12 protein-coding genes are annotated in these 23,816 nt (G+C 59.1%); 11 read left to right on the top strand and 1 reads right to left on the bottom strand.

The features are described from left to right. The first annotated feature begins 58 nt into the window (after positions 1–58). The 11 genes from FIU83_RS08735 to FIU83_RS08685 all read left to right on the top strand — a co-directional run bounded on the left by FIU83_RS08735 (position 59) and on the right by FIU83_RS08685 (position 22,740). The gene (locus tag FIU83_RS08735; RefSeq protein ID WP_152483694.1) at positions 59–4,702 is read left to right on the top strand and encodes a glycosyltransferase; all 4,644 of its coding nucleotides are present in this window, start codon (positions 59–61) and stop codon (positions 4,700–4,702) included. A 6-nt stretch (positions 4,703–4,708) separates the two neighbouring features. Beyond that, positions 4,709–6,682, top strand: coding sequence for a glycosyltransferase (locus FIU83_RS08730; protein ID WP_216645018.1), 1,974 nt, complete (start codon positions 4,709–4,711; stop codon positions 6,680–6,682). Continuing rightward, positions 6,679–8,604: a heparinase II/III family protein gene (locus tag FIU83_RS08725; RefSeq protein WP_152483693.1), complete on the top strand. Its 1,926-nt coding sequence runs from the start codon at positions 6,679–6,681 to the stop codon at positions 8,602–8,604. The genes FIU83_RS08730 and FIU83_RS08725 overlap by 4 nt, the downstream gene beginning before the upstream one ends. A 404-nt stretch (positions 8,605–9,008) precedes the next feature. Next, the gene (gene glmS, locus FIU83_RS08720; RefSeq protein ID WP_152483692.1) at positions 9,009–10,910 is read left to right on the top strand and encodes a glutamine--fructose-6-phosphate transaminase (isomerizing); all 1,902 of its coding nucleotides are present in this window, start codon (positions 9,009–9,011) and stop codon (positions 10,908–10,910) included. A gap of 4 nt (positions 10,911–10,914) precedes the next feature. Next, positions 10,915–12,291, top strand: a complete 1,377-nt coding sequence (gene glmM, locus FIU83_RS08715; RefSeq protein ID WP_152483691.1) for a phosphoglucosamine mutase — start codon at positions 10,915–10,917, stop codon at positions 12,289–12,291. Between the two features lie 114 nt (positions 12,292–12,405). After that, positions 12,406–15,501, top strand: coding sequence for a glycosyltransferase (locus FIU83_RS08710; protein ID WP_253939412.1), 3,096 nt, complete (start codon positions 12,406–12,408; stop codon positions 15,499–15,501). Next, on the top strand, positions 15,498–17,807 hold the full coding sequence (locus FIU83_RS08705) for a glycosyltransferase family 2 protein (protein ID WP_152483690.1): 2,310 nt from the start codon (positions 15,498–15,500) through the stop codon (positions 17,805–17,807). The genes FIU83_RS08710 and FIU83_RS08705 overlap by 4 nt, the downstream gene beginning before the upstream one ends. A 137-nt stretch (positions 17,808–17,944) precedes the next feature. Continuing rightward, the gene (locus tag FIU83_RS08700; RefSeq protein WP_152483689.1) at positions 17,945–20,230 is read left to right on the top strand and encodes a glycosyltransferase; all 2,286 of its coding nucleotides are present in this window, start codon (positions 17,945–17,947) and stop codon (positions 20,228–20,230) included. Positions 20,231–20,288: 58 nt separating this feature from the next. After that, complete coding sequence (locus tag FIU83_RS08695; RefSeq protein WP_152483688.1) at positions 20,289–21,323, top strand: glycosyltransferase; 1,035 nt, start codon at positions 20,289–20,291, stop codon at positions 21,321–21,323. Between the two features lie 271 nt (positions 21,324–21,594). Then, positions 21,595–22,371 (top strand): 3'(2'),5'-bisphosphate nucleotidase CysQ, encoded by a 777-nt coding sequence (cysQ, locus tag FIU83_RS08690; RefSeq protein WP_253939411.1) that lies wholly within the window; start codon positions 21,595–21,597, stop codon positions 22,369–22,371. Between the two features lie 153 nt (positions 22,372–22,524). Further along, positions 22,525–22,740 carry a hypothetical protein gene (locus FIU83_RS08685; RefSeq protein ID WP_152483687.1) on the top strand — a complete coding sequence of 72 codons (216 nt, stop codon included), beginning with the start codon at positions 22,525–22,527 and terminating at the stop codon, positions 22,738–22,740. Between the two features lie 99 nt (positions 22,741–22,839). Here FIU83_RS08685 and FIU83_RS08680 read toward each other — a convergent pair whose 3' ends face one another. Continuing rightward, positions 22,840–23,535, bottom strand: a complete 696-nt coding sequence (locus FIU83_RS08680; RefSeq protein WP_152483686.1) for an outer membrane beta-barrel protein — start codon at positions 23,533–23,535, stop codon at positions 22,840–22,842. Positions 23,536–23,816 lie beyond the last annotated feature (281 nt).

Raw genomic sequence — 23,816 nt, 5'->3', positions numbered from 1 at the left:
TCTCGCGTTCAAGGCACTCACGGCCTTCACCCTCATGAAAGACACGGATCGATAACCCATGGACGATCTTCTCCACCTTGCCACTCGGCTTGCCGACCAGCCTGCCACGCCGCTGATCTCTCCCATCCCTGGCCGAGTGGCCTATATGGTCAGCCATGGCCAGAGCTACGCCAGCAATGGCTATGCGACACGCACCCAGGGCATTGCCCAGGCGCTGAACCAGCATGGATTCGAGACGCTCTGTTTCGTGCGACCAGGGCGGCCATGGGAGCTGAACGGCGGGGGCGCGAACGTGGCGCCGGAAACCGTCGTGAAAGGCGTGCGCTACCTCCATAGTGCCTGGCCGCAGGGCACGGCTCCCTCCGACGAGAGGGCCCACCTGGAGGCCAGCGTGGCGCGCTTCGTGGAGCTGTTCCGGGTCTATCGACCGGCGATCGTGCTCGCCGCCAGCAACTACACCGTCGGGTTACCCGCGTGGCTCGCGGCAAAGCGCCTGGGCCTGCCGTTCTACAACGAGGTACGCGGTTTCTGGGAACTGTCGCGTGATGCTCGCGAACCGGGGTACGCCGGTTCAGCTGCCGGCAAGCGGGAGGCCAAGCGGGATGCGTTCGTGGCCCGCCAGGCGCAGAGGGTCTTCACGCTCAATTTGCCGATGCAGGAAGAGCTGGGCCGACGCGGCGTCGACGTGGACCGGGTCGAGATCGTGCCCAACGGCATGAGCGCGCTGCCCGAGATCAAGCCGGCCGATCCGATGCTGAGAAAGCGCCTGGGAATCGGCGAGGAAGACAGGGTAGTGGGCTATGTCGGCAGCATCGCACCCTATGAGGGACTGGATACGCTGATCGATGCCTGCGCCGAGCTGGTGGCTCAGGGAGAAAGGCTCAAGCTGGTGATCGTCGGCGATGATCAGCCGATCACGAGCGTCGTGAGCCGGCCGGGTGAGGATGCCGATCATCCCTGGCTGATTCAGGTGGGGCGCGTACCTCATGACGAGGTGGCAAGCTACTATGCGCTGATCGATACCGTGGTGATTCCGCGCAAGAAGCTGCCGGTGTGCGAGCTTGTCCCGCCGATGAAGGCAGCCGAAGCGCTGGCCTATGGGAAGCGGCTGGTGGGCTCCGGCGTGGCACCGCTGGCTGAAGTGGCCCAGAAGCATGACGGCGTAGTCACGTTCCAGACAGAGAACGCTACACGCTTGACGGCAGTCCTTCAGGGGGCACTAAAGCTGCCTGCTCCTCAGCCCAGTACCGAGCTGCTGTTTTCGGTGCGTACCAAACCGATGGTACGGGCGCTGAAGGGGGAGGGACGTGCTGCGGTGAAGAAGGTGTCTCAACCAAGTGCGCTAAAAAACAATTCATCTTTAGTCAAAGAGAATGCCAGCAAAATAAAGCCTAGTGATACTTATGTTCCGGTTGAAAATAGCATAAAAACAACGCTTTTGGTTGATAGCGCTGCAGGCAAAAACGACTTGCTGTGGTTAAAAGAAAAGTCCTTCACAGTGACTATCGGCTCTTGGATTGACGATGCGGAAGATCTAGATGTTGAACTGTTCTGCCGAGTGAACGAAAAAGCGCTAATAGCGAAAAATGCAGGCATTGCAAAAGTTAACTTCCTGGATGCAAAAGGAAAAACCATAGAAAATCCAGGCCTTAATAATTTAAGCTGGTCTGAATATCTAGGCTGTTGGTATTTTTACTTCAAGCCTGAAAAGGCCAAGGCTGAATCCAAGTCTGCATTTTCGTTCATCAAGCCAAAGGGTGTGTCTGAAGTAGAGGTTACGTTCAGTAAATGGCATGTTGCTGAAGTTGGCTTAAAAAACTCAATCACGATAACAAAGCGTCCCTCTATTCAGCACTTTTTGCGCATAGATTTTTCCAAAATAATTGGCGAGATAGAGAAGCCCGCAATTAAAAGTGCTGTCAAAAAGAGCAAGGGTAAGCTTTGCTACATATTAAATCATAGCTTGCCCTATCAGTCGGAGGGGTACGCAACACGAGCACATGGCCTTGCGAAAGCAATAGGTGCTACAGGTTCGAATGTAGTATGTATCAGCCGACCGGGCTTCCCATGGAGCTTTATTAAGGAGTATAAGGACCAAGCCTTACCAGGAAAAGAAACAATTGAGGGTGTTGAATACCAGCGCCTGCGTGAGCCAAAAGGGTGGAAGGGAACACATAACTACATCGCCAAAGCAGCTCATGAGCTGGAAAAAAAGCTCCTAGAGATCAAACCTTCCTGTGTCATGGCAGCCTCTGATTTTAAAAATGCAATACCGGCCTTTTTGGCTGCTCGACGATTAGGCATTCCTTTTATATATGAAATGCGCGGCTTCTGGGAAGTGACGCACGAGTCGCGTGATCCTTCAGTCGTACAGACCTCCAGCTATCATTTAACACAGTATCTGGAGACATTGTTAGCACGGCATTCAGATCACGTATTCACGTTGACAAAGTCGATGCAGCAAGCGCTAGTGGATAGAGGCTTACCAAGCGAGCAAATATCCTTGCTACCTAATTCATGTGATCCAGAAATATTTGATCCGAAAAATAACCCAAAGAACAAGGTGCTGCTAAGCCAGCTCAATATCCCCGACAATGTGCCGGTGATTGGCTACATAGGTACGTTCAACGTCTACGAAGGCCTAGACGATTTAATGCATGCCTGCGGTAAGCTTTACCGTGAAGGGGTGGTATTTAGAGCTTTGCTGGTTGGGTCTGAACCTTCAAGTCGTGCTGGAAAAGGGCCTTGCGCTTCTGAGATAGAGTCTATAGCAGCGAGTTACGGATTCAAAGACTGGCTGATCATGCCGGGGAGAATCCCCCACGATAAAGTGAGTGACTATTACTCCTTAATCGATATTGCGCCTTTCACAAGGAAGCCGCTCCCCGTTACGGAGCTGGTTTCCCCCTTGAAGCCATTGGAAGCGATGGCGATGGAAAAAGCGCTGGTACTATCATCTGTCGGTGCGCTTGCAGAGATGGTGCAGGATGGCAAAACAGGTCTTGTTTACGAGAAGGGAAATATTGATAGTCTGGCAGGCAAGCTTGCGAGCCTGTTAACTGATGCGTCTGGCCGAGAGCAGATGGGCAAGCATGCTCGCCAATGGGTGATTGGCAACAGAACCTGGAAAATCTGTGCCGAAAGAGTCAATGAAAAAACTCACTATTTTGAAGAAAATCCACCAGCGGTAACGATACCGCCTAAAAAGCAGCTGCCAAGAAAGCTTGCATCTCAGTATAAAGTGGCCTTCATTGCCGATGAATTTAGTTACAACAGCTTTAAAGATGAGTTCGAAGCGATTGTCATTGAACCGTCAAATTGGAAGCAGCTATTTGCAGAGCATAAACCCGATATCTTTTTCTGTGAATCGGCTTGGTCAGGAGTAGATTCTAAAAGAAGGCCGTGGCAGGGTAAGATCTATACCAGCAGTAATTGGAAGAATGAAAACAGAACAGTCCTTCTCAGCATCCTTGACCATTGTCGGCAGGAGGGGATTCCAACCGTTTTTTGGAATAAAGAAGATCCCACACACTTCACTGACCGCGTGCATGACTTTATTGCGACTGCCAAAGAATTCGACTATGTTTTCACCACGGCTGAGGAATGTTGCGAGCTCTACAAACAAGAACATGGAGTAAAAAATGTATTCGCACTGCCATTTGCAACAAACCCGCGATTCTTTAATCCCATAGAAACAAAGCCCCGCACCAACAAAGTGGTGTTTGCAGGTAGTTGGTATGCGAACCATGAAGAACGTTCTGCCGTGATGGAGAGCATCATGGATGCGTTACTCGAGAGTGGATATGAAATAGAGGTATATGACCGGTATCACGGCTCAGGTGACCCACTCCACGAGTGGCCTGAAAAGTACAGGGAATTTATCCGCCCAGGCCTGCCACATCAACAGATGCCTGATGTTTACCGGTCAAGTCAATTTGGGCTGAATTTCAATACTGTGACGCACTCGGCAACAATGTTTGCCAGAAGAGTCTTTGAGCTAATGTCTTCTAACACCTTAGTGATTAGCAACTACTCTAAGGGTGTAGACAAGATGTTCGGGGACCTGGTGGTTTTTGCAGATAGAGACCCCGAAAGGCTAAAATCACTCTCGAGTCAAGAGATAGCAGAGCTTAAAGAGCGAAGCCTCCAGTTAGTGCTTGAGAAGCATACGTATACAAATCGTTGGCAAGAAATCCTGACCAATATAGACGCTCCATGGCTACAAGACAATAAGAGCTTGACGTTTGTATGTAGAGTAGCCACTGATGAGGATTCAAGTAGAGCGATTGATCATTACCAAAATCATTTTGCCAGTAATGCTGATAGTCAGCTGTTATTACTAGTTGCAGAGGGTGTAGACCCGTTGCAGGTGACAGAGTTTTATAAGAAATACAATAGAGTTGGCATCACTGTTACCTCAATGCACCATATTAATCATTATGCATTGTCGGGAAAATACCAGCCCATCGAGACAAACCACTTTGTCTATGGGACTGCTGAGAAACTTCCATCTAGCACATGGGTCAAAAAAGCGACGCCTCATTTGGCATACGCAATCAACATGCCGCTAACACCTCAACAAGGGAGTGCCTACTCACAGGGCAGAGTGAGTAACAACGATGTTTTTCTAGGCCAAGCAACTGCCTTCCTTGCCACTATGAAAGAAATCAATAATGGTTCAGCCAAAGCATTCCAAGTTTGAGGGTTAATGATGATTGCTGTGTCGATAATTGTTCCATGCTTTAATGCTTACTCGAAAATAGGGCGCTGTCTAGCATCTTTACGCTCGGTTGACTTCCCAAGAGATAACTACGAAGTGATATTTGTGGATGATAAGTCCACCGATGGTACCTACGAAATGCTGAGGAATGAGTGTGAGAAAGAGAAGAACTGGTCTGTGACACAGCTACAAGAAAACAGTGGGTCGCCATCTAAGCCAAGAAATGAAGGGGTTAAGTTAGCTGACGGTGAGTATGTATTCTATCTTGACTGTGACGACGAAATTCTACCCAATACGTTAGAAAACTATTATGATCACGCGAAAAAAACCCATGCTTGCATAGTTCGAGGCGACTTGATTGCAGATAATGGAAAAAAAAGAACAGTGATGAATAAAATAGCTGGCTGGAACCCCCAGCTGTCTATTAAAGAGCGCGTTGAAGCTATAGTTTCCAAGCAAAGTACAACTATTACCCAGTTAATTAAGAAAAAATTGTTATTAGAAAATGAAATAAAATGGCCAGAAAAAATCAAGATGGGAGAGGATACTGTTTTCTTGGTAGATGTTTTAGTTAAAGCAAAAAATATAGAGTATCTTCCCCACCCTACATTTGTTTATAACAAGATGCCCGCTATTTCTTTGTCGACTACGCAGGCATATGGAAAAAAGGAGCTTCTGGACCATTTGTATGTCTGGAAGTATGCGCAAAACAAGCTGTTAAGCTTGGGAGTTGACTATTCTAAAATTCGCCTTAATATTGGATTGCAAGCAGCTATAAAGTCTCTAATCCATAATAACAAGTACGATATCGATAAGGATGCCTTTTTAGAGTTCAAAAAGACACTGAGGCTTTTTTCTCATGAGATAGAGCACTACAACCTTAGCTTTCGATTCAAACAAATTGTTAACGAGGTGATCTCAGGCAGCTATGCAGAGTTTACAAAGCTATGCCGACCACGATTACTAATTGCTGGGCATGACTTCAAGTTTATACAACCAGCCGAAGCTGAGCTTTGTAAATATTTTAGTGTCAAATATGATAAATGGAATGGCCATGATGTTCATGATGAAGAGGAAAGTCTGAAGCTACTGGGCTGGGCTGAAGTTATCTGGTGTGAATGGATGCTCGGAAATAGTGTTTGGTACTCAAAAAATAAAAAAAGCTACCAAAAATTGGTTGTAAGAATGCATCGTCAAGAACTTTCAACAGCTTATGCTGAAGCTATAGATTTTTCGAATGTAGATTTGGTCTTTTCTGTTTCGGCACTATTTTTTGAAAGGTTGCTTGAGAGATTCCCCAATATTCCTAGGTCTAAGGCTAGGCTTGTCCCGAACTATATTGATGCCAAGAAATATGATAGAGATTGGCACCCAGATCGTCTTTATACACTTGGAATGATTGGCATTTTACCGTCAAAGAAAAACTTTCATGCTGCATTAGAAATATTAAAAAATCTCAGGCTAAAAGACTCAAGGTACAAGCTTTTTGTGTATAGCAAAAAACCAAAAGAGCTGGCCTGGCTAGCCAGAAATAAAGAAGAAATGGACTACTTCGATCAATGCGAAAGTTATATAAAAGAGAATAATCTTGTTGATGCTGTTGAGTTTAAGGGGCATTGTGATTTGAAGAAATCTCTGGCCGAGAATCGAGTTGGCTTTATTTTATCGTTGAGTGAGTCGGTTGTAGAGTTGCCTGGGTTTGAAAGCTTTCATTTGGCTGTCGCAGATGGGTTTGCTTCTGGTGGAGTTAGCTTAATAAAGAGGTGGGCCGGTTGTGAGTATATATTCCCTGAGGAGATAATAAAAAATAGTTTGCATGATGTTGAGAATAAGGTTTTTGAGCTAAGTAATGACGAAGATGCATTTAAAAAAATGTCAAAATTTGGCAGAGATTTTTTGGAAGGCAATTATATGACAAATGAATTTGCGTCTATTGTAAGGTCCGAGGTTTCTCAGTTATGACGAAGGACGATAGCTGTAACTTTGTTTCAGACAACAAAGCAATCAGTGGACGCTGCAAGAAACTTTTCCCTTACGTTATTGGTGGTGATTTTGAAAAAATAATAAAAGATGGTTGGGCTCCGAGGAATGGGATGGATAATATCAGCCTTATGCCGCCAATAAGATGGCACCATTCTGATGATAATGCTTGTTTTAACCTTCATGCTTGGAGGTTTATGTCTGCTTCTTGGGCTTTCTACATTAAAAACCCTACCGAAGAAACGGCGCTTCAAGTGTTGCACTTTAATATTAAAATAATGATGGATTGGCACGAAAATCATAAAATCTATGATGCCAAGTTTGCTTGGTATGATATGGGGGTCGCTTTTAGAGCTTTCCACTTGGCGTTCCTTAACTACCTTATTAATTCTTATGGCTTTAAGATTGATAATAAGTGCATTGAGTTGATTGAGCTTTTGGTTAAGAGTCATGTTTCCTGGCTCTCGAATGAAGATAACATTACAGACGGGAATCATGCTCTTTATGAGATAATCGCCTTACGCATCCTTGAGTATTCTACATGTTCTTCCGAGAACTTGGATTTCTGCTATCGAAAATTTAGAGAGCTTTTAAAAACATCATTTGACTCAAATTCTGTGAATACTGAGAATTCACCGTTCTACCATCAGTACAACCTTGATATCTTGGATAGAGTAGATCTCGATATCTTGCCTGATGTAAAAGATGAAGTGGCAGAAATAAAGGAGAAAGGGAGTGAGGTTAGCAAATGGTTGACAGCGCCTTCTAAAGAGTTCTATCGAATAGGTGATACAGAAGGAGATGGAGCTCTTTTACGTGCTGAGGATTTGAGAGCCGATCAACAGGTTGAGTTTGGAGGTCGTTTTTACGTCTTTAATGACTTGGGAGAGTCTGGTTATCAGATTGTACGAAGCCATCCTGATTGCGATACACATAAAGCTTTTTCCTTTGTCTTTCGAGGCGGTCCAAAGAAAAACACACACCGCCATTCAGATGGACTATCGTTTGTATGCTTCTATGATGCGGTAGAGCTTTTTTCGGATCCTGGAAAGTTCACATTTAACTATAATGAAGACAAGGTCTGGGTTATCTCCGATGTTTCACATAATACGGTGGGTATGCATGATTTACCCTTGAAGCCAAATCACATCCCATTAGGCAGCGTCCGCCTGGATAGTTTGCAATTGAACTCGGATGGTTTTATTTTCTCCGGGACTGAAGATAAGCCAGGACCTTTTCATCATATTAGGACTGTAGCACTTAATCCTGGGGTAGGGTTCAGCATTACAGATAAAGTGGTAAATAGAGGAAGGTCTGAAACTGAGGTTAGGTTCATAATAGGTAGTGATGTTTTTTTTAATAAAGTCAATGATGGCGAGTTTAATATTCACTTGGAGAGTGATCTTTCTGTTATTGCCACGATGAGGTTTTCTCCCTGCCCAATAAATAGCATTATAATTACTAAGAGCGAAGAAAAGTCTTTTGTTAGCAAAAAATATCAAGAAAAAACTTATGTCGACCAGCTGCTTTTAATGTACCCCTGTGGTACTCTGAGTGTTGACACTAACGTCGATTTTGCAGATGGAGAGAGGAGCTCTGGAAGTTTTAAGCACCTAAACGATTTTCTAAGTATATCTTCTTCTTTAGTAGGTAGAAGGTTAAGGGTTTTTCTTGATGCTTCGCCAGAGTTTGATGAATTATTTTCTGAGTATGCGTTTTACGTTTATGTTGGCGGAGAGAGAAAGATAGTTGAGTGGTATCAAGATTCTAGGGTCTTTGCTATTACCATGGATGCTGAGGATCTAAGCGAAGATATTAAGGTTCGCGGATTTGTGAGGGATAAAAGAGCCCCTGGCTTAAGGAAGTCATCAGAAATAATAAGACCGCTGATAGGGTTTTGTTAAAAATTGGTCTTTCTGATCATCTTTTTCAAGTTTTTCGAGAAAGGCCTTTTGCTGTAGGGGTAGAAGGCTTTGGATGGTTTCTGTCTTTTCTCAGCTGAGTTTGTGACTGTGTCCAGCGTGCCAGATGTCGTGCCTTTTTCTGGGTTAGTGGCGAGTGAATAATGTTTAATAAAGGCTCATGGAACTGATTGGTATGGTAAAGGGTCCGCGGTTTTCAGCGGTGGTGGTCGTGTGCAGCTTTAATTTGCATTGATTTTATTTAAATCGTTAAGTTTATTGGGGAGATCTCAGCGTTAGTTAATCTTTTCTCAATTTTTCTTTTTTTGTTTTGAAAATATACATTGGTTGGCGGTGCTAAGAGGGGCTTCGTCATTTCTATCTCATTAAAGGAATAGGGGTTGGTAATGTGCGGAATCGTCGGCGCCATTGGCGCAATGGAATGTACCTCCTTCCTGTTGGAAGGCCTCAAGACACTGGAATACCGCGGCTACGACTCTGCCGGCCTGGCACTGCTGGCTCCTGAGGGGGAGGGCGGCCTGCAGCGTGCCCGCGCCAAGGGCCGGGTGTCGGAGCTCGAGTCCCGCGTGGCGGAGCTGGGCCTGAGCGGCCGGGTGGGTATCGCCCACACGCGCTGGGCCACCCACGGGGTACCGGCGGAGCGCAATGCGCACCCGCACGTGTCCGAGGGGCTCGCGGTGGTGCACAACGGCATCATCGAGAACCATGAGCCGCTGCGTCGCGAGCTGGAAGCGCTCGGCTACGTCTTCACCTCGGATACCGACACCGAGACCATCGCGCACCTGGTGCAGGCCTGCCTGGCGGGAGGCAACGCCTTCGCCCAGGCGCCGGCGCCGGACCTGTTCGCGGCGGTGCGCCTGGCGGTGACGCACCTGGTCGGGGCCTATGCGCTGGCGGTGATTCGCGAGGCGGAACCCGGCAGCGACCAGGAGCCGTGTCTGGTGGTCGCCCGCGAGGGCTCGCCGCTGATGCTGGGCGTGGGCGAAGAGGGCCACTATGCGGCCTCGGATGCCTCGGCGCTGCTCTCGGTCACGCGGCGCATGATCTACCTCGAGAATGGCGACGTGGGACGCCTGACCGCCGAGGCCATCGAGCTGGTCGATGGAGAAGGGCGTCCGGTGACCCGTGAGGAGGTGATCTCCCAGCTCGATGCCGGCGCCGTGGAGCTGGGCGACTATCGCCACTTCATGCAGAAGGAGATCTTCGAGCAGCCCCAGGCCCTGGGCAATACCCTGGAGATGATCGGGGGGGCGAGCCGCCTGTCGCCCGGTATCCTCGGTGCCGATGCGGAAGGCATCCTCGAGCGGGTCAACGCGGTGCTGATCCTGGCCTGCGGCACCTCCAGCTACGCCGGGATGACGGCCCGCTACTGGATCGAGGCCGTGGCCGGCGTGCCCTGCAACGTCGAGCTGGCCAGCGAGTACCGCTACCGCACCTCGGTGGCCAATCCCGATCAGCTGGTGGTGGTGATCTCCCAGTCCGGCGAGACCGCCGACACTCTGGCCGCCCTGCAGCACGCCAAGGCGCTGGGCCATCGTCATACCCTGGCGATCTGCAACGTGCCGGAGTCGACCATCGTGCGCGAGACCGCGCTGCGCTTCATCACCCGGGCCGGCCCGGAGATCGGCGTGGCCTCCACCAAGGCCTTCACCACCCAGCTCTCGGCGCTGTTCCTGCTGACCCTGCTGCTGGCCAAGCGTCAGGGATATAGTGCCAGGTTCGATGAGGCGTGCGAGCAGGCCTATCTCTCCGAGCTTCGCCACCTGCCGACGGCGGTGGAGCAGGTGCTGGAGCTGGAGCCGCAGATTCGCGACTGGGCCCAGCGCTTCGCCGACAAGCGCCATGCGCTTTTCCTGGGCCGCGGTCATCACTTCCCCATCGCCCTGGAGGGCGCCCTCAAGCTCAAGGAGATCTCCTACATCCACGCCGAGGCCTATCCGGCCGGGGAGCTCAAGCACGGCCCCCTGGCACTGGTCGACGGCGAGATGCCGGTGGTCGTGGTGGCGCCCAACGACGAGCTGCTCGACAAGCTCAAGGCCAACATGCAGGAGGTCAGCGCCCGGGGCGGCGAGCTCTACGTGTTCGCCGACGGTTGCTCCCACATGGCAGAGAGCGAGGGCGTGCATATCCTGCGCCTGCCCGAGCGGGAGGGCGTCGAGGTCGGGGGGCTGCTCTCGCCGATCCTGCACGTGGTCGCCCAGCAGCTGCTGGCCTATCACGTGGCCCTGGTGAAGGGCACCGATGTCGACAAGCCGCGCAACCTGGCCAAGAGCGTAACCGTGGAGTAAGACGATGACACGCAAGTATTTCGGTACCGACGGCATTCGAGGGCGCGTGGGGGAACACCCCATGACGGCGGAATTCGCCATGAAACTGGGGTGGGCCGCCGGCAAGGTGCTGGGGGCCTCGGGCGCCCGCGAGGTGCTGATCGGGAAGGACACCCGAGCCAGCGGTTACATGCTGGAATCCGCGCTGGAATCGGGGTTGTCGGCCGCCGGTATCAACGTGGCGCTGGTCGGGCCGCTGCCCACGCCCGCCGTCGCCTACTTGACGGCCACCTTTCGTGCCGATGCGGGGGTGGTGATCAGCGCATCACACAACCCCTATGACGACAACGGCATCAAGTTTTTCTCGAAAGATGGCAGCAAGCTCAGCGACGCCCAGGAGCAGGAGATCGAGCGCCTGCTGGAGCAGGCGCTGGACGGCGGCATGACGTATGAGCCTTCCCACCTGCTGGGCAAGGCGCGGCGCATCGATGATGCCAGCGGCCGCTATATCGAGTATTGCAAGGCGGCGCTGCCCGGTTCGCTTAGCCTGTCGGGCTTGAAAGTGGTGGTCGACAGCGCCAACGGTGCCGCCTATAAGGTGGCGCGCGCGGTGTATGCCGAACTGGGTGCCGAGGTGGTAAGCATCAACGACCGGCCCAGCGGCACGAACATCAACGATGGCTGCGGGGCGACCGCCATGGCCAGCCTGGTGGCCTCGGTCGAGGCAGAGCAGGCGGATCTCGGTATCGCGTTGGATGGCGATGCGGATCGGGTCATGCTGGTGGACCATACCGGGGCGGTCGTCGACGGTGACGAGATTCTCTTTCTCCTGGCGGTTGCTGCCAAGGCGTCAGGCTACACCGGCGGCGTGGTCGGTACCCAGATGGCCAACCTCGGCCTGGAACTGGCGCTGAAGCAGCATGGCATTCCGTTGTGTCGCGCCAAGGTGGGGGATCGCCATGTCATGGAGCAGCTTCGCGAAACCGGCTGGCGGATAGGCGGGGAAGGGTCGGGGCACATCCTGCTGCTGGACCAGGCGGCCACGGGTGATGCCATCGTCGCCTCGTTGCAGGTGCTGAAGGTGATGCGGGAGAAAGGCCAGTCCCTTCACCTCATCAAACAGGGGATGGAGAAGCTGCCTCAGACGCTGATCAATGTGCGTTTGCAGCGCGGCCAGGCCGATCGGCTGCTTGCCGCCGAGCCCGTTCGGGCCGCCGTCACCGCCGCGGAAGCGGCGCTTGGCGAGAACGGCCGTGTGCTGCTGCGCAAGTCGGGCACCGAGCCGCTGATTCGCGTCATGGTGGAAGCGGTGGAGGCCGGGCTGGCCGAGGAGAATGCGAGCCGGATTGCTGCGGTCATCGAGGCGGAAGCGCTGGCCGAGGTCTTCGTGGATGAGGCATGACCGCCCGTATCAAGCGGATGGTGTGCTGCGATGACAATGCGTAGGTCACCGATCAAGCGGTGGTGGCGTGGGGTGGTCACGCGTCTGCCGGCACGGGAGCGAGCGCCAGGTGCCTTGTCCGATCAGTGCCGGTTGCTTCGGGAAAGCGACTGGTTCGATGCCGACTGGTACCGGCGCCAGCCGGCCCTTCAAGAGTGCCAGGACGCCTCCTGCGATCCGGTGACGCACTACCTCACCCGCGGGGCGGCCGCCGGACTGGCCCCCGGCCCCGGCTTCGACGGGGCGTGGTACCTTGCCCACTACCCTGACGTGGCCGAGGCCGGGCTGAATCCGCTGGTGCACTTCCTGCGCCATGGCCGGCACGAAGGCCGGCTGCCCCGGCGCAACCGGGCGTTGGCCTGGGAGCACCATCTGTGGCGCGGTGCGCATGCGGTGATGGTGCCGAGGCTCGAGGCGCTGCGAGGGGACGACACCGCGAACGATGAGGAGCGCCAGCACGCGGCCTGGGCCCTGGCGCGCTGGTGGGCCTGGCAGGGCGAGTGGTCGCGGGTGCGGGCCTGCTTGCTGCCCGAGGGGGGGCTGATTGCCCACCCTGCGCACATCGGGCCGGCGCTGCTGGCAGTGGAGGCGCTGTGTTCGCCTTCGCTCGCCGCAGGAGCCGGCCCGAACGCGAACAGCGAGAGGGCCACGCGCCTGCCCCGGGTGCTGGCCGAGATGGACCGTCGCTTTCCGACGCGCGCGGATACTTGCCTGGCCCACGCCAACGCCCTGGACGACGAGGCCAAGCGACTAAGCTGGATCAATCGGATCTGGCAGGCAGAGGGGCTCGCGACGGTCTCGCGTCGGGTGCCTGGTCAGCCACTGACTCTCGATAACCTGGCGCCCGATACGCCCCAGTGCTCGCCCCTGACTCCTCCCCCCTCACGACTCACCCCTCACTCTCCCCCCCTGGTCAGCGTGATCGTACCGGTCTACAACGCGGCCGGCAGCGTCGCCACGGCGCTGCGCAGCTTGTTCGCCCAGACCTGGCGCTCGCTGGAGCTGCTGGTAGTGGACGATGCCAGCCGCGACGACACCTGGCGGGTGCTGCAGGCGCTCGAGGCGGAGTGTCCCGACCACGTGCGGCTGCGCCTGTTGCGCCACGCCGTCAACGGTGGCGCCTATGCGGCCCGCAATACGGGGCTCATGGCGGCGAGCGGGGCGTTGATCACCACCCACGACAGTGACGACTGGTCGCATCCCGAGAAGCTCGCCCGGCAGGTCGCGATTCTCGAGGCCGCGCCCGCGGCCGTGGCCAGCCTGTCGCACTGGGTGCGGGCCACCCCGGGGCTGCGCTTTCATCGCTGGCGGGTGGAGGAGGAAGGCTGGGTCTATCGCAATATCTCCTCGCTGATGGTGCGCCGGTCGGCGGTCGACGTGCTCGGCGGCTGGGACGAGGTCGCCGTCAATGCCGACAGCGAGTACCACGAGCGGCTGATCGCGGCCTTCGGCGAGGCGTCGGTGGTCGATACCCTGCCCGGGGTGCCGCTGGCCTTCGGCCGGGCGGACGGCGGCTCGCTCAGCCAGCGCGGGGCGACCCACCTGGTCACCCAGTTCGTCGGGGTGCGCCAGGCCTACATGGACGCGGCCCGGCGCTGGCACGCGGAGGCCGAGGTTCCGGCGGACTTGCGTTTGCCCCATCGTGCTCCTTGGCGGCCCTTCGCCGCCCCGGCGGCCATCTGCCGCCAGGCGCTCCCGGTGCGTTCTGCGCATCCGCTGGACGCGCTGCAGGCCTCGGGCCTCTTCGATGCCGGCTGGTACCTGCGTACTCATCTCGACCTCCAGGAGGCAATCATCGAGCCGCTGGTCCACTACTGGCAGGCCGGCAGCGCCGAGGGGCGCGATCCCGGCCCCCGCTTCAGCGCGTCCGGCTATCGCTACGCCTATCCCGACGTCGTCGAGCAGGACCAGGAGCCGCTGCACCACTTCCTGACCCGCGGTCGGCGCGAGGGGCGTGCCCCCTGGCCGATCCTGCCCGGTGCTGCCGATTACCAGTCGGGCGCGCGAAGCGTGCTGCTGTGTGGGCATCAGGCCGGCCGCGCCCTGTACGGTGCCGAGCGCAGCCTGCTCGACGTGCTCAAGGCGATGCGCCGGCTGGGTTGGAACGTGGTCGTCTGCCTGCCTTCGGCCGTCAACGGGCCCTACGTGGAGGCGCTGCGCGCCCACGCTCGGGCGGTGGCGGTGCTGCCCTATGGCTGGTGGCAGCGGGGGCGGTCGCTCGAGCCCGCCACCCTGCGCCACTTCCGCGGACTGATCCGGCGCTTCGGGATCGAGGGGGTGCACGCCAACACCCTGGTGCTGGAGGAACCGCTGGTCGCGGCTCGGCAGGCGGGGGTGCCCGCCGTGGTCCATGTGCGCGAGCTGCCCGCCCACGATGCCGCGCTCTGCCGAACCCTTGATGCCGATGCCGACACCCTGCTGCGGCGGGTGCGGGAGGGGGCGGACCTGGTGATCGCCAACTCCCGAGCCACCGCCGTCGCCTGCGAGGCGCCGCGGCACGATGCGTCGACGACTCCGGCGCCGCCGGTGCGGGTGGTGCCCAACACGGTCGAGATGGGGCCACTGCTCGCGCTTCCGACGCGGGAGGCGCCGTCGCTCGCGGTGGGCATGCTGAGCAGCAATCTGCCAAAGAAGGGGCTCGAGGACCTCGAGGCCATGGCACACCACCTGGCCCGGCTGGCACCCGAGTTGAAGGTGGTCCTCTACGGGCCGCGAACGACCGCCCTGGAGTCGCTGCTGGCACGACAGGCCCGGGGCCTGGCGCCAGAATGCCTGGTCTACGGCGGCTATGTCGTTGCGCCGGCCGAGGCGCTGGCCGAGCTGGATATCGTGGTCAGCCTGTCGCGCTTCCAGGAGTCCTTCGGACGCACCGCGCTGGAGGCGATGGCCGCGGCGCGGCCGGTGGTCGGCTATGCCTGGGGCGCGCTGCCGGAACTGGTGGAGGAAGGCATCACCGGGCACCTGGTCGCGCTGGGTGATACCGAGGGCGCCGCACGGCGCGTGGCCGAGCTGGCGCGGGACGACTCCCGGCGGGAACGAATGGGCGAGGCGGGGCGCTGTCGAGCGCAAGAGCGCTTCGGTGAGGCCGCCATGGCGGCGGCCCTGTATGAGGCCTATGCGGCGCTGCCGGATTTTTCAGATCCTGCAATCACAGAAAGGAGACCGGCGTGAAGCTTGCCGTGGCCGCGATCGTCAAGAACGAGGCAGACAGCCTGCCCGAATGGCTGGCCTATCATCGACTGGTGGGGGCCTGTCATTTTCTGATCGCCGATAACGGCAGCAGCGACGGCACCCGTGAGCTGCTCGCCGCGCGCGGCGATGTCACCCTGCTCGATGTCCCCACGGTAGGGAAGACACCGCCCCAGCTGGCGGCCTACGAGCGCCTGCTTTCGGCCTGCCCGCCGCAGATCGAGGTGCTGGCGTTCATCGATGCCGACGAGTTCCTGCTGCCCATGGATGAGGCCACGCCGGCATCGGCGGACACGCAGCGCGTGCCGTCGCTGCTGCCCTGGCTCGAGCGGCGCTTCGCCGACGAAAGCGTCGGCGCCGTGGTGCTGAACTGGGCCTGCTTCGGCTCTGCCGGCGAGGTGTTTCGCGAGCCGGGGCTGGTCGTCGAGCGCTTCACACGCCGTGGCTCTCAGGCCTTCGGCCCCAATCGCCACTACAAGAGCCTGGTGCGCCCGCAATGTGTGTCCGGCTTCGACAACCCGCACCACGTGCGGCTCAGCCGCGGGCGACACGTCGATGCCCGAGGCGAGCCCCTGCGGTTGCGCACCGATCGCGAGGGGCGCGAGCGGCCCGGCCTGAGCGAGGAGGTGGTGTGGGAGGGCGCGCGGGTCAATCACTATCTCGTCAAGTCGGTGGAGGAGTTCCTGGCCGGCAAATCCAAGCGGGGCAGCGCCGCCCAGTCGGGCTACGTCAAGGGGCGTTCGTACTTCGAGCGCCATGATCGCAACGAGGAGCGCTGCGAGCGGGCGGCCTCGCTGGCCCCGCGCCTCAAGGAGGCCATGGCGGCCCCACCGGCCGCCGAGTCGGGACAGGTATGGGGCGAGGCGGCCATCGAGTGGCCCTTGGAGCTCGTGCGACGCCTGGGGCGTCGGGTGCGCGACACGATGGGCTCGACCCAGGACGCTCCCCCGTTCCGCTGGGCTCTCGACTATCCCTCGGAGCAGCGCGCGCCCTGGTGCCTGCCTTCCGGGCGCGTGGTGCAGGGCTGGGTGCTGCTGCCCGATGAGCTGGCCGAGGCGGCGCCGCGGGTGCGGGTGGTAGCACGCTGGCTGCCCGAACACGAGCTGTGCCACCCCCTGGAGATCGAGCGGCCGGACGTGATCGAGGCGGTGCTCGGCGAGGCCCCCGAGGTGCACCCGCAGCGCAGCTGCGGCTTTCGCTTCACGGTGCCGGCGCGGCTTGCGCACTTCCATCTTGAGCTGGTGCTGGACGATCGGCGCTGGCCGCTGCAGGACGTGAGGTGCCGGCCGGTGGAGGCCGACGACGCGGGCCCCTTGAAGGTAGTGGAGGGTCGGGCGGGCTGGCTGTTCCTGGACAACGACACCAACGCCAGCGTCGATCAGTACCGGGGGCGCGTGAGACTCACCGAGCGCGGACTGGCCGGCTGGCAGACCTACCTGAGTGGGTTGGCGCGATTGGCCGCCGAGGTCGGTAGCCCCTGGACAATGCTGGTGGCGCCGGCCAAGGAGACGGTGATGGGCGCGCGCTATCATCCCGTGAAGCAGGAGGCCGGCCAGCCGGTCGATCAGCTGCTGGCGCTGCCGGAGGCGCTGGGCATCGTGCATCCGGTGTCGGCCCTTGAGGCGCTGGGCGACGACGCCTTCATCCGCACCGACACCCACTGGACACAGCGGGGCGCGATGACCGCCACCGTAGAGCTGGCGGTCTCGCTGGGGCTTGCTCGGGATGCGGTCGTGAAGACCTTCGCCGACGATCGCTATGCCACCCGTGCCATGGGCGGCGACCTGGGCAACAAGCTTTCGCCCCGCCAGACCTGCGAGGTGGCGATGCTGAAATCGTTCAGCTTCGTTCGGCACCGAGTCTACGACAACGGCCTGCCCAACTTCGGCCGGCTGCTGGTGATCGCTTATCCTGAGGCGCTCATGGAGGGGACCTGCCTGGTTTTCGGCTCCTCCTCGACCAATTCGATGTTCCACTTCCTGAGCCGCTTGTTCCGGCGAGTGATCTTCATTCACAGCGCAGGCAACCTCGACCCCGAGGTGGTGGCGGCGACCCGACCCGACTATCTGGTAGTGCAGACCAACGCCCGCTTCCTGGTTCAAGTGCCGGCCCTCGACCAGTCGCTCTCGAGAATGATTTGCGACAAGGTCGCAAGACTCGATGAGCAAGAATTCGCGCGCGTGGAAGAACGTGCCATCGAGGCGGCCGAGTCGGATCTGGAGGCCTGGGGTCTGGCACGCTGGCAGTGCCTGGCGTCGGAGCGTCTGGCGGCCCGCCGTAAGGCCTGAACAGGGTCGGGTTTTGCCGTGAATCTTCTCACTGGGAGACGCCCAAGAGCTGCTAGACTGCCGCACCTTTCACTCGATCGATGGCTCGACGTCGAGCCATCGATTGCCTCTTGAATGCATGCCCGTATCGAGTCTTCATGTCCCAGAAATCCAGTCTGAGCCTTTCCGCTTCACCCTGGCAGTTGCACCGCCGTCACCCGATTTCGCTGGTGCCAGATCAGCAGCTCGAGCCTTGCGAAGACGGCGAATGGCTGGTCACGGGCAGCGAGGCGGCGTTTGTCTGGAAGGGACCGCGGCCGCTGCCCGGCTGGAACATGATCGAGCTGGCCGGGGAACGTTCGGTAACCGGCGTGGCGGCGAGCCTGTCGTTCGAGACCCGCCACGGGGTCACCACGGTCGAGATGCCGCTGCGGGCGGGCAAGATCACCAAGCGGTTGGTGCGCGTGCCTGTCGGCACGCGACGCATCACCTTCTGCCCGATGAATGCCCGGGGGCGCATCCGGCTGACCCACCTGCGCTGCGTGTGGCTGACGCCCTGGTTTGCTCGGGACCGCCTGCTGCAGCGCCTGGTGACGGCACACCAGCGTTATCGGGGGCTCTCGAAGCGCGAGGCACGCCGCGAGTTGGCCGCTCGGGCGCGGGAGGCGAGGCGTGGCTGGTGTGCCCAGGCGATGGACGACTACGAGATGACCTTCATCAGTCTCTGCTCCAAGCACAACTACCGCCAGTGGATCGACCAGGTCGAGAGCGGCCAGCGGCGCGAGCCTATTGTGGTGGGCGAGGCGAGGTCCCGGGTGACCCTTCTGCTGCCCCTCGACGCCGAGACGCCCGAGGCGATCGCCGACCTCGAGGCGCGCTTGGCCTGCCTGAACCGTCAGGCGTATGACGATTGGGAAACATGGGTCCTGCTGCCGACTGGATCCGGTAAGGCGCTGCGCGAAGCGGTAACGCAGAACGTCGAGTCACTATCCGGAGTTCGGCAGCTCGAAGCGCCGGAAGACGAAGGCGCGGCGCGGCTCAACGCGGCGCTGGAGAACGCTAGCGGTGAGCTGATCCTGCTGCTGGCGCCGGGGTGCCGCCTCGCGGACGATGCGCTGGTGGATCTGGCCGAAGCCTTCGAGCAGCGGCCGGCCCCCTGGCTGCTCTATGCCGACGAGGATCGCCTTGATGCCGACGGGCAGCGCCACGCGCCGAACTTCAAGCCCGGCTGGAACCCCGACCTGCTGCTCTCGCAGCCCTATCTGGGCAATATGGTCGGCTTCTCGCGGCACGCCCTGGAGGCCATGGGCGGCTATGCCGCGGGCCAGGGGGGAGAGACCTGGCAGGCCACGCTGCAGGCGACGGCCCTGCGCTTCCTGGCGATCAATGCCCATGACGCCGCTAGTCGGGTGAGGCATCTGCCTCGGGTGCTGTTGCACCGTGGCGATTGGGAGGGCGCCGCGCCCGAGGGTGCCCCCGGTGAGGATGCCGGGGCCGTGGCACTCACCCAGCACTACCTGGATGAGATCGCGCGCCAGACGGTCCGGCCTGGCGCCCAGGCCGTACCGGGTCTGCTGCCCGGCAGCGTGAGGGTGCGCTGGCCGATTCCCGAGCCGGCACCGCTGGTCAGCCTGCTGGTGCCGACCCGCGACGGAGTGGCGATTCTGCGTCCCTGCGTCGACGCTATTCTGGAGCGCACCGACTATGGTCACTTCGAGCTGCTGATCCTCGATAACGGGAGTACCTGCCCGGAGACGCTGGGCTACATGGACGAGGTGGAGCAGCGAGACACCAGGGTGCGTGTGCTGCGCTGGAATCATCCCTTCAACTACTCGGCCATCAACAACTTCGGCGCGCGTCATGCGCGCGGTGAGATCATCGGGCTGGTGAACAACGACATCGAACCGATCGACGCGCATTGGCTGACCGAGATGGTGGCGCAGGCCTGTCGCCCGGAGATCGGCTGCGTGGGGGCCAAGCTCTACTACCCCAACGACACCGTGCAGCATGGCGGCGTGATCCTCGGCCTTGGCAGCATCGCCGGCCACGGCCATCGCTTCTTCCAGCGCGACGAAGCTGGGTTCCAGGGGCGGCTCAAGGTGACGCAGAACCTCTCGGCGGTCACGGCGGCCTGTCTGCTGTTGCGGCGGAGCGTCTTCGAGGAAGTGGGCGGGCTCAACGAGTCCGATCTGGCGGTGGCCTACAACGACGTCGACCTCTGCCTGAAGGTCCGCGAAGCGGGCTACCGCAATCTCTGGACGCCGCATGCCGAGCTCTATCATCACGAGTCCGTCTCCCGTGGCGCCGACGACACGCCGAAGAAGCGCGCCCGCTGGCTAGCGGAGTGCGACTATATGCGCCGCACCTGGGGACCTCACCTCGATCATGACCCGGCCTATAACCCGAACCTGACCCTGGTGCATGAGGATTTCTCGTTGCGTTAATCTAGTGCATAGTGAGCGCTTTGTTGGTGAGAGGTGGATGGTTAGAGGTGAGTGCTGAGTGGTGAATAGTGAGCGCTGGCTGGTACTAAGCGACGGGGCGCGACCGACCGAGGATATCTACTTTCTCGAGTCGGTTGCGCCCCGTTTGCGTTCCGCGGGCCACGACGTGGGGCGGTTGGATGCACGCGGCTGGCGCTGGCGGTTGGCGCGCTGGGTGTTGAGCCGCCAGCCGGGGGCCAATCTGGTGCTTTCCCGCACCCTGCCAGCCGTGGCGCTCCAGTGGCTCGAGCGAGAGCGAGCCCGCTTCGGGCGCATCGTCTACCTGATCGATGATGACCTGGGGGCGGCGGCCGAGAATGAGACGCTGCCGTCGGGCTATCGAGCCCGCATGGTGTCGGCCGCCGCCCAGCAAGCGCGCCTGCTGGCGTTGGCTGATGAGGTGGTGGCCTGCAGCGTGCAGCTGGCGGCTCGGCTGAGGCCGCGTCACGGCAACGTGCGGGTGATGACACCGCCGCTGATTTCGCCGCTTCCGGAACTGGCGCACTTCGTGAACGGACCGACCGGTGAACAACCTTGGCGTATCGGGTTTCACGGCACTCGTGCCCACCGGGCGGATCTGGCCCATATTGCCCCGGCCCTGCAGGCAATCCAGCGCCAGCGCTGCGATACCGAACTCGAGATGATGCTGGGGGAGCACATGCCGGGTTTGCTGGCCGACCTGCCGCGTACCTGCTGCCCGGCGCCGCTCTCCTGGCAGAAGTTTCGCGCCTACCAGGCGCGGCGGCGCGTGCATATCGGCCTGGCGCCGCTGCTCGATACCCCGTTCAATCGCGGCAAGTCCTTCATCAAGTTCCTGGATATTGCGGCCATGGGCGGCGTGGGGATCTACTCGCGGCGCTCCCCCTATACCGAAATCGTCGAGGATGGCGTGAACGGGCTGCTGGCCGGCGATGATCCAGACGAGTGGCGGCGCGGCCTGGAGTGGCTGTTGGCCAACCCCGGGACGACTCACAGGATGGCGGTCGCAGCCGCGCAAGCAGCACAGCACCATGTATTGCACACGATGCCAGACTGGATGAATGGCGAAAGCTGAGCCGAGCGATGCTCCGGCTTGCATGGCGAAGCCTGCTAGCTACGAATTGCCGGACAGGTCGCTCCGTTGGCTTGCGTAACTCATTGATGGCTCTGTGCCATCCGTGGGAGCCGTGCTTGCACGGCGATTATGTGCCCGCTGCTTTTTCGCCGTGCGAGCACGGCTCCCACAAGGGTAAGCCTCCGATGCTGACATCGTTAGTCGAAACAAGGGGCCCAAGAACATCAAACCCCGGCCGGCTGTGTCGGGTTGTCACGATAGGGACCATCACATGCCGCTAGATATGCCTGACCTGCTCGATCAGGCCCACACCATCGCCAAGGACGCCGGCGACGCCATCATGGCGATTTACGCCCGGGACTTCTCCATCGAGGAAAAGGCGGACAAGAGCCCGCTGACCGAGGCCGACCAGGCCGCCCATGAGGTCATCGTGGCGGGTCTCGAGGCACTGCCGGGCGAGATTCCCGTGCTCTCCGAGGAGCACACCGAGGGCTTTGCCGGTGCGGACGCCGACGGCCGCTACTGGCTGGTCGACCCGCTGGACGGTACCAAGGAGTTCATCAAGCGCAACGGCGAGTTCACCGTCAACATCGCGCTGATCGAATACGGCAAGCCCGTGCTCGGCGTGGTCGTCGCGCCGGCGCTGGAGGTGTCTTACCTCGCCGCCGAGGGCGTGGGCGCCTTCAAGGTGGAGGGCGATGGCGGGCGCCGGTCGATCCATGTCGCCGGCCGGCCTGCCGAAAACGCCATCTGGCGCGTGGTGGGCAGCCGCTCCCATCCGAGCCCGGACCTCGCCGAATGGCTCGAAGAGCTGGGTGAGCATGAGATGGTGCCCATGGGCAGCTCGCTGAAGCTCTGCCTGGTGGCCGAGGGCGCGGCGGATGTCTATCCGCGTCTCGGGCCCACCTGCCTGTGGGACACTGGTGCCGCCCAGGCGGTGGTCGAGCAGGCGGGGGGCCGCGTCGATACCCTGGAGGGGCAGCCGCTCTCCTACGCCACACCCGCGCAGCACCTGAACCCCCATTTCATCGTCTGGGGCAGCGCCTAATTTCCCTGAGGGGTCAGACCCCTCAGAAAACGTTAGGGTCTGACCCCGGGGGGGATAATCTGCGTGATCTCTTACATACAGCGGTCGCGATCTCTTACGCAGTCCTGCAGCGCGATAGCGTATCTTCAAGGCAGGCCCAAGGAGGGATTGCCCATGAGACCCATCACACTCGCTATCGACCCCCAGGGTCGGCGCATCCTTTCCTGCCACTGCGGCACTATCGAAATCGCCCAGAACAATGACTGGAAAGAGTTCACGCTTGAGCCGGTCGACAACAACCTGACCATGGTCACCTGCGGCCACTGCGATCAACAGACGCGATTGGCTCGCCTCGGCGCCGAGCAGGAGCCATCCCCGACATCCAGCTGATGGTCAGGCTCATGCCGCTAGCTGTGATCTCTCGGTAGGTTGTTCATCCGGAACCCTACAGCTAGGGCTTTCCGTGAATAAACTTATGGGTTTACACGGCTAGAAGACGTAGACCAGCCCGGCGGTGACCAGGTCCAGGTCGCTGTCGCCGCCATCGTCCCCCTGGCCGAAGCCGCCGAGGTAGCGGTAGTCGAGTCGCAGGCCGACGTGCGGGCCGTATTGGTACCAGGCGCCGATCCCGAGGATGCCGACGGTGTCCTCGACGCTGTAGGTGTCGCGCTCGCGACGCGAGATCGATTCGCCGAGGACGGTGCCCCGGCTCGTGGTCACGGCTGTGATATCGGTCTCTAGCCGTGCGACACCCAGCGTGGCGGTGGCACTCAGGGCCTCGCCGATGGGCAGCAGGAGCTTGCCGCTGAGCCCCCAGCCGCGCACCTCGACGTCCGTCGTGGTTCGCGCGTCGAGCTGGTGCGAGGCCGTGTCGATCCGCGCCCGGCTCTCGAGCCGGTAGTCGCCCAGGTAGTGGTAGCTGAGCTCCAGGGCCAGATGGCGGAAGGGGAGGAGGCCCACGCCGATGACGCCCGCGGCGCTGCGATCGTCGACGCTGACCGGGGCACCCTCGTCGTTGCCGGTCATCCGCGCGACATGGCGCTGCTGTCGGCGGTCCAAGGTGCCCAGGTCGGGTTCGGCGATGCCGCCGTCCGCGAAGAGGTAAAACTCCGCCGCCTCAGCATCGAACGCGACGGACGGGGGGATCAAAAGCCAGGCCAGGGCGAGAACGGTGTGCCGGTTCATCGACACCTCCCGAAGGCGAACAGGTGTAGGGAATCGTCCCTGTCAGGCGGCCTTGTTCGTCCGTGTTCTCACTCCAAGGCCTGAGTGCTGCTGCTGTTTGCCTCAAGCTAGCAACACTCAGTTTCAAGAAGTTACATTTTGGCGTTTTTCCGCGGAAGAACCGTCTTTTTAGGGGGAAAGACCAGCCGGAAACGCCGCAGTTTCTGTTCCGTTATCTCATTAATTGTTATGAGATATATAGTACTTAAGTGACCAAGCGGGTGTCCGGTGCCGGAGCAGCG

Origin of the sequence: Halomonas sp. THAF5a, from assembly GCF_009363755.1 — a bacterium.
Taxonomy (GTDB): domain Bacteria; phylum Pseudomonadota; class Gammaproteobacteria; order Pseudomonadales; family Halomonadaceae; genus Halomonas.
The sequence above is the reverse complement of the archived record's forward strand: the minus strand, read 5'-3'. Positions and strand labels throughout refer to the sequence as shown.

Coding starts and splice junctions, on each gene's coding strand:
- FIU83_RS08730 (WP_216645018.1), top strand. CDS start 4,709: ATGATGATTGCTGTGTCGATAATTGTTCCATGCTTTAATGCTTACTCG.
- FIU83_RS08725 (WP_152483693.1), top strand. CDS start 6,679: ATGACGAAGGACGATAGCTGTAACTTTGTTTCAGACAACAAAGCAATC.
- FIU83_RS08735 (WP_152483694.1), top strand. CDS start 59: ATGGACGATCTTCTCCACCTTGCCACTCGGCTTGCCGACCAGCCTGCC.
- FIU83_RS08685 (WP_152483687.1), top strand. CDS start 22,525: ATGAGACCCATCACACTCGCTATCGACCCCCAGGGTCGGCGCATCCTT.
- glmM (WP_152483691.1), top strand. CDS start 10,915: ATGACACGCAAGTATTTCGGTACCGACGGCATTCGAGGGCGCGTGGGG.
- FIU83_RS08680 (WP_152483686.1), bottom strand. CDS start 23,535: ATGAACCGGCACACCGTTCTCGCCCTGGCCTGGCTTTTGATCCCCCCG.
- cysQ (WP_253939411.1), top strand. CDS start 21,595: ATGCCGCTAGATATGCCTGACCTGCTCGATCAGGCCCACACCATCGCC.
- FIU83_RS08700 (WP_152483689.1), top strand. CDS start 17,945: ATGTCCCAGAAATCCAGTCTGAGCCTTTCCGCTTCACCCTGGCAGTTG.
- glmS (WP_152483692.1), top strand. CDS start 9,009: ATGTGCGGAATCGTCGGCGCCATTGGCGCAATGGAATGTACCTCCTTC.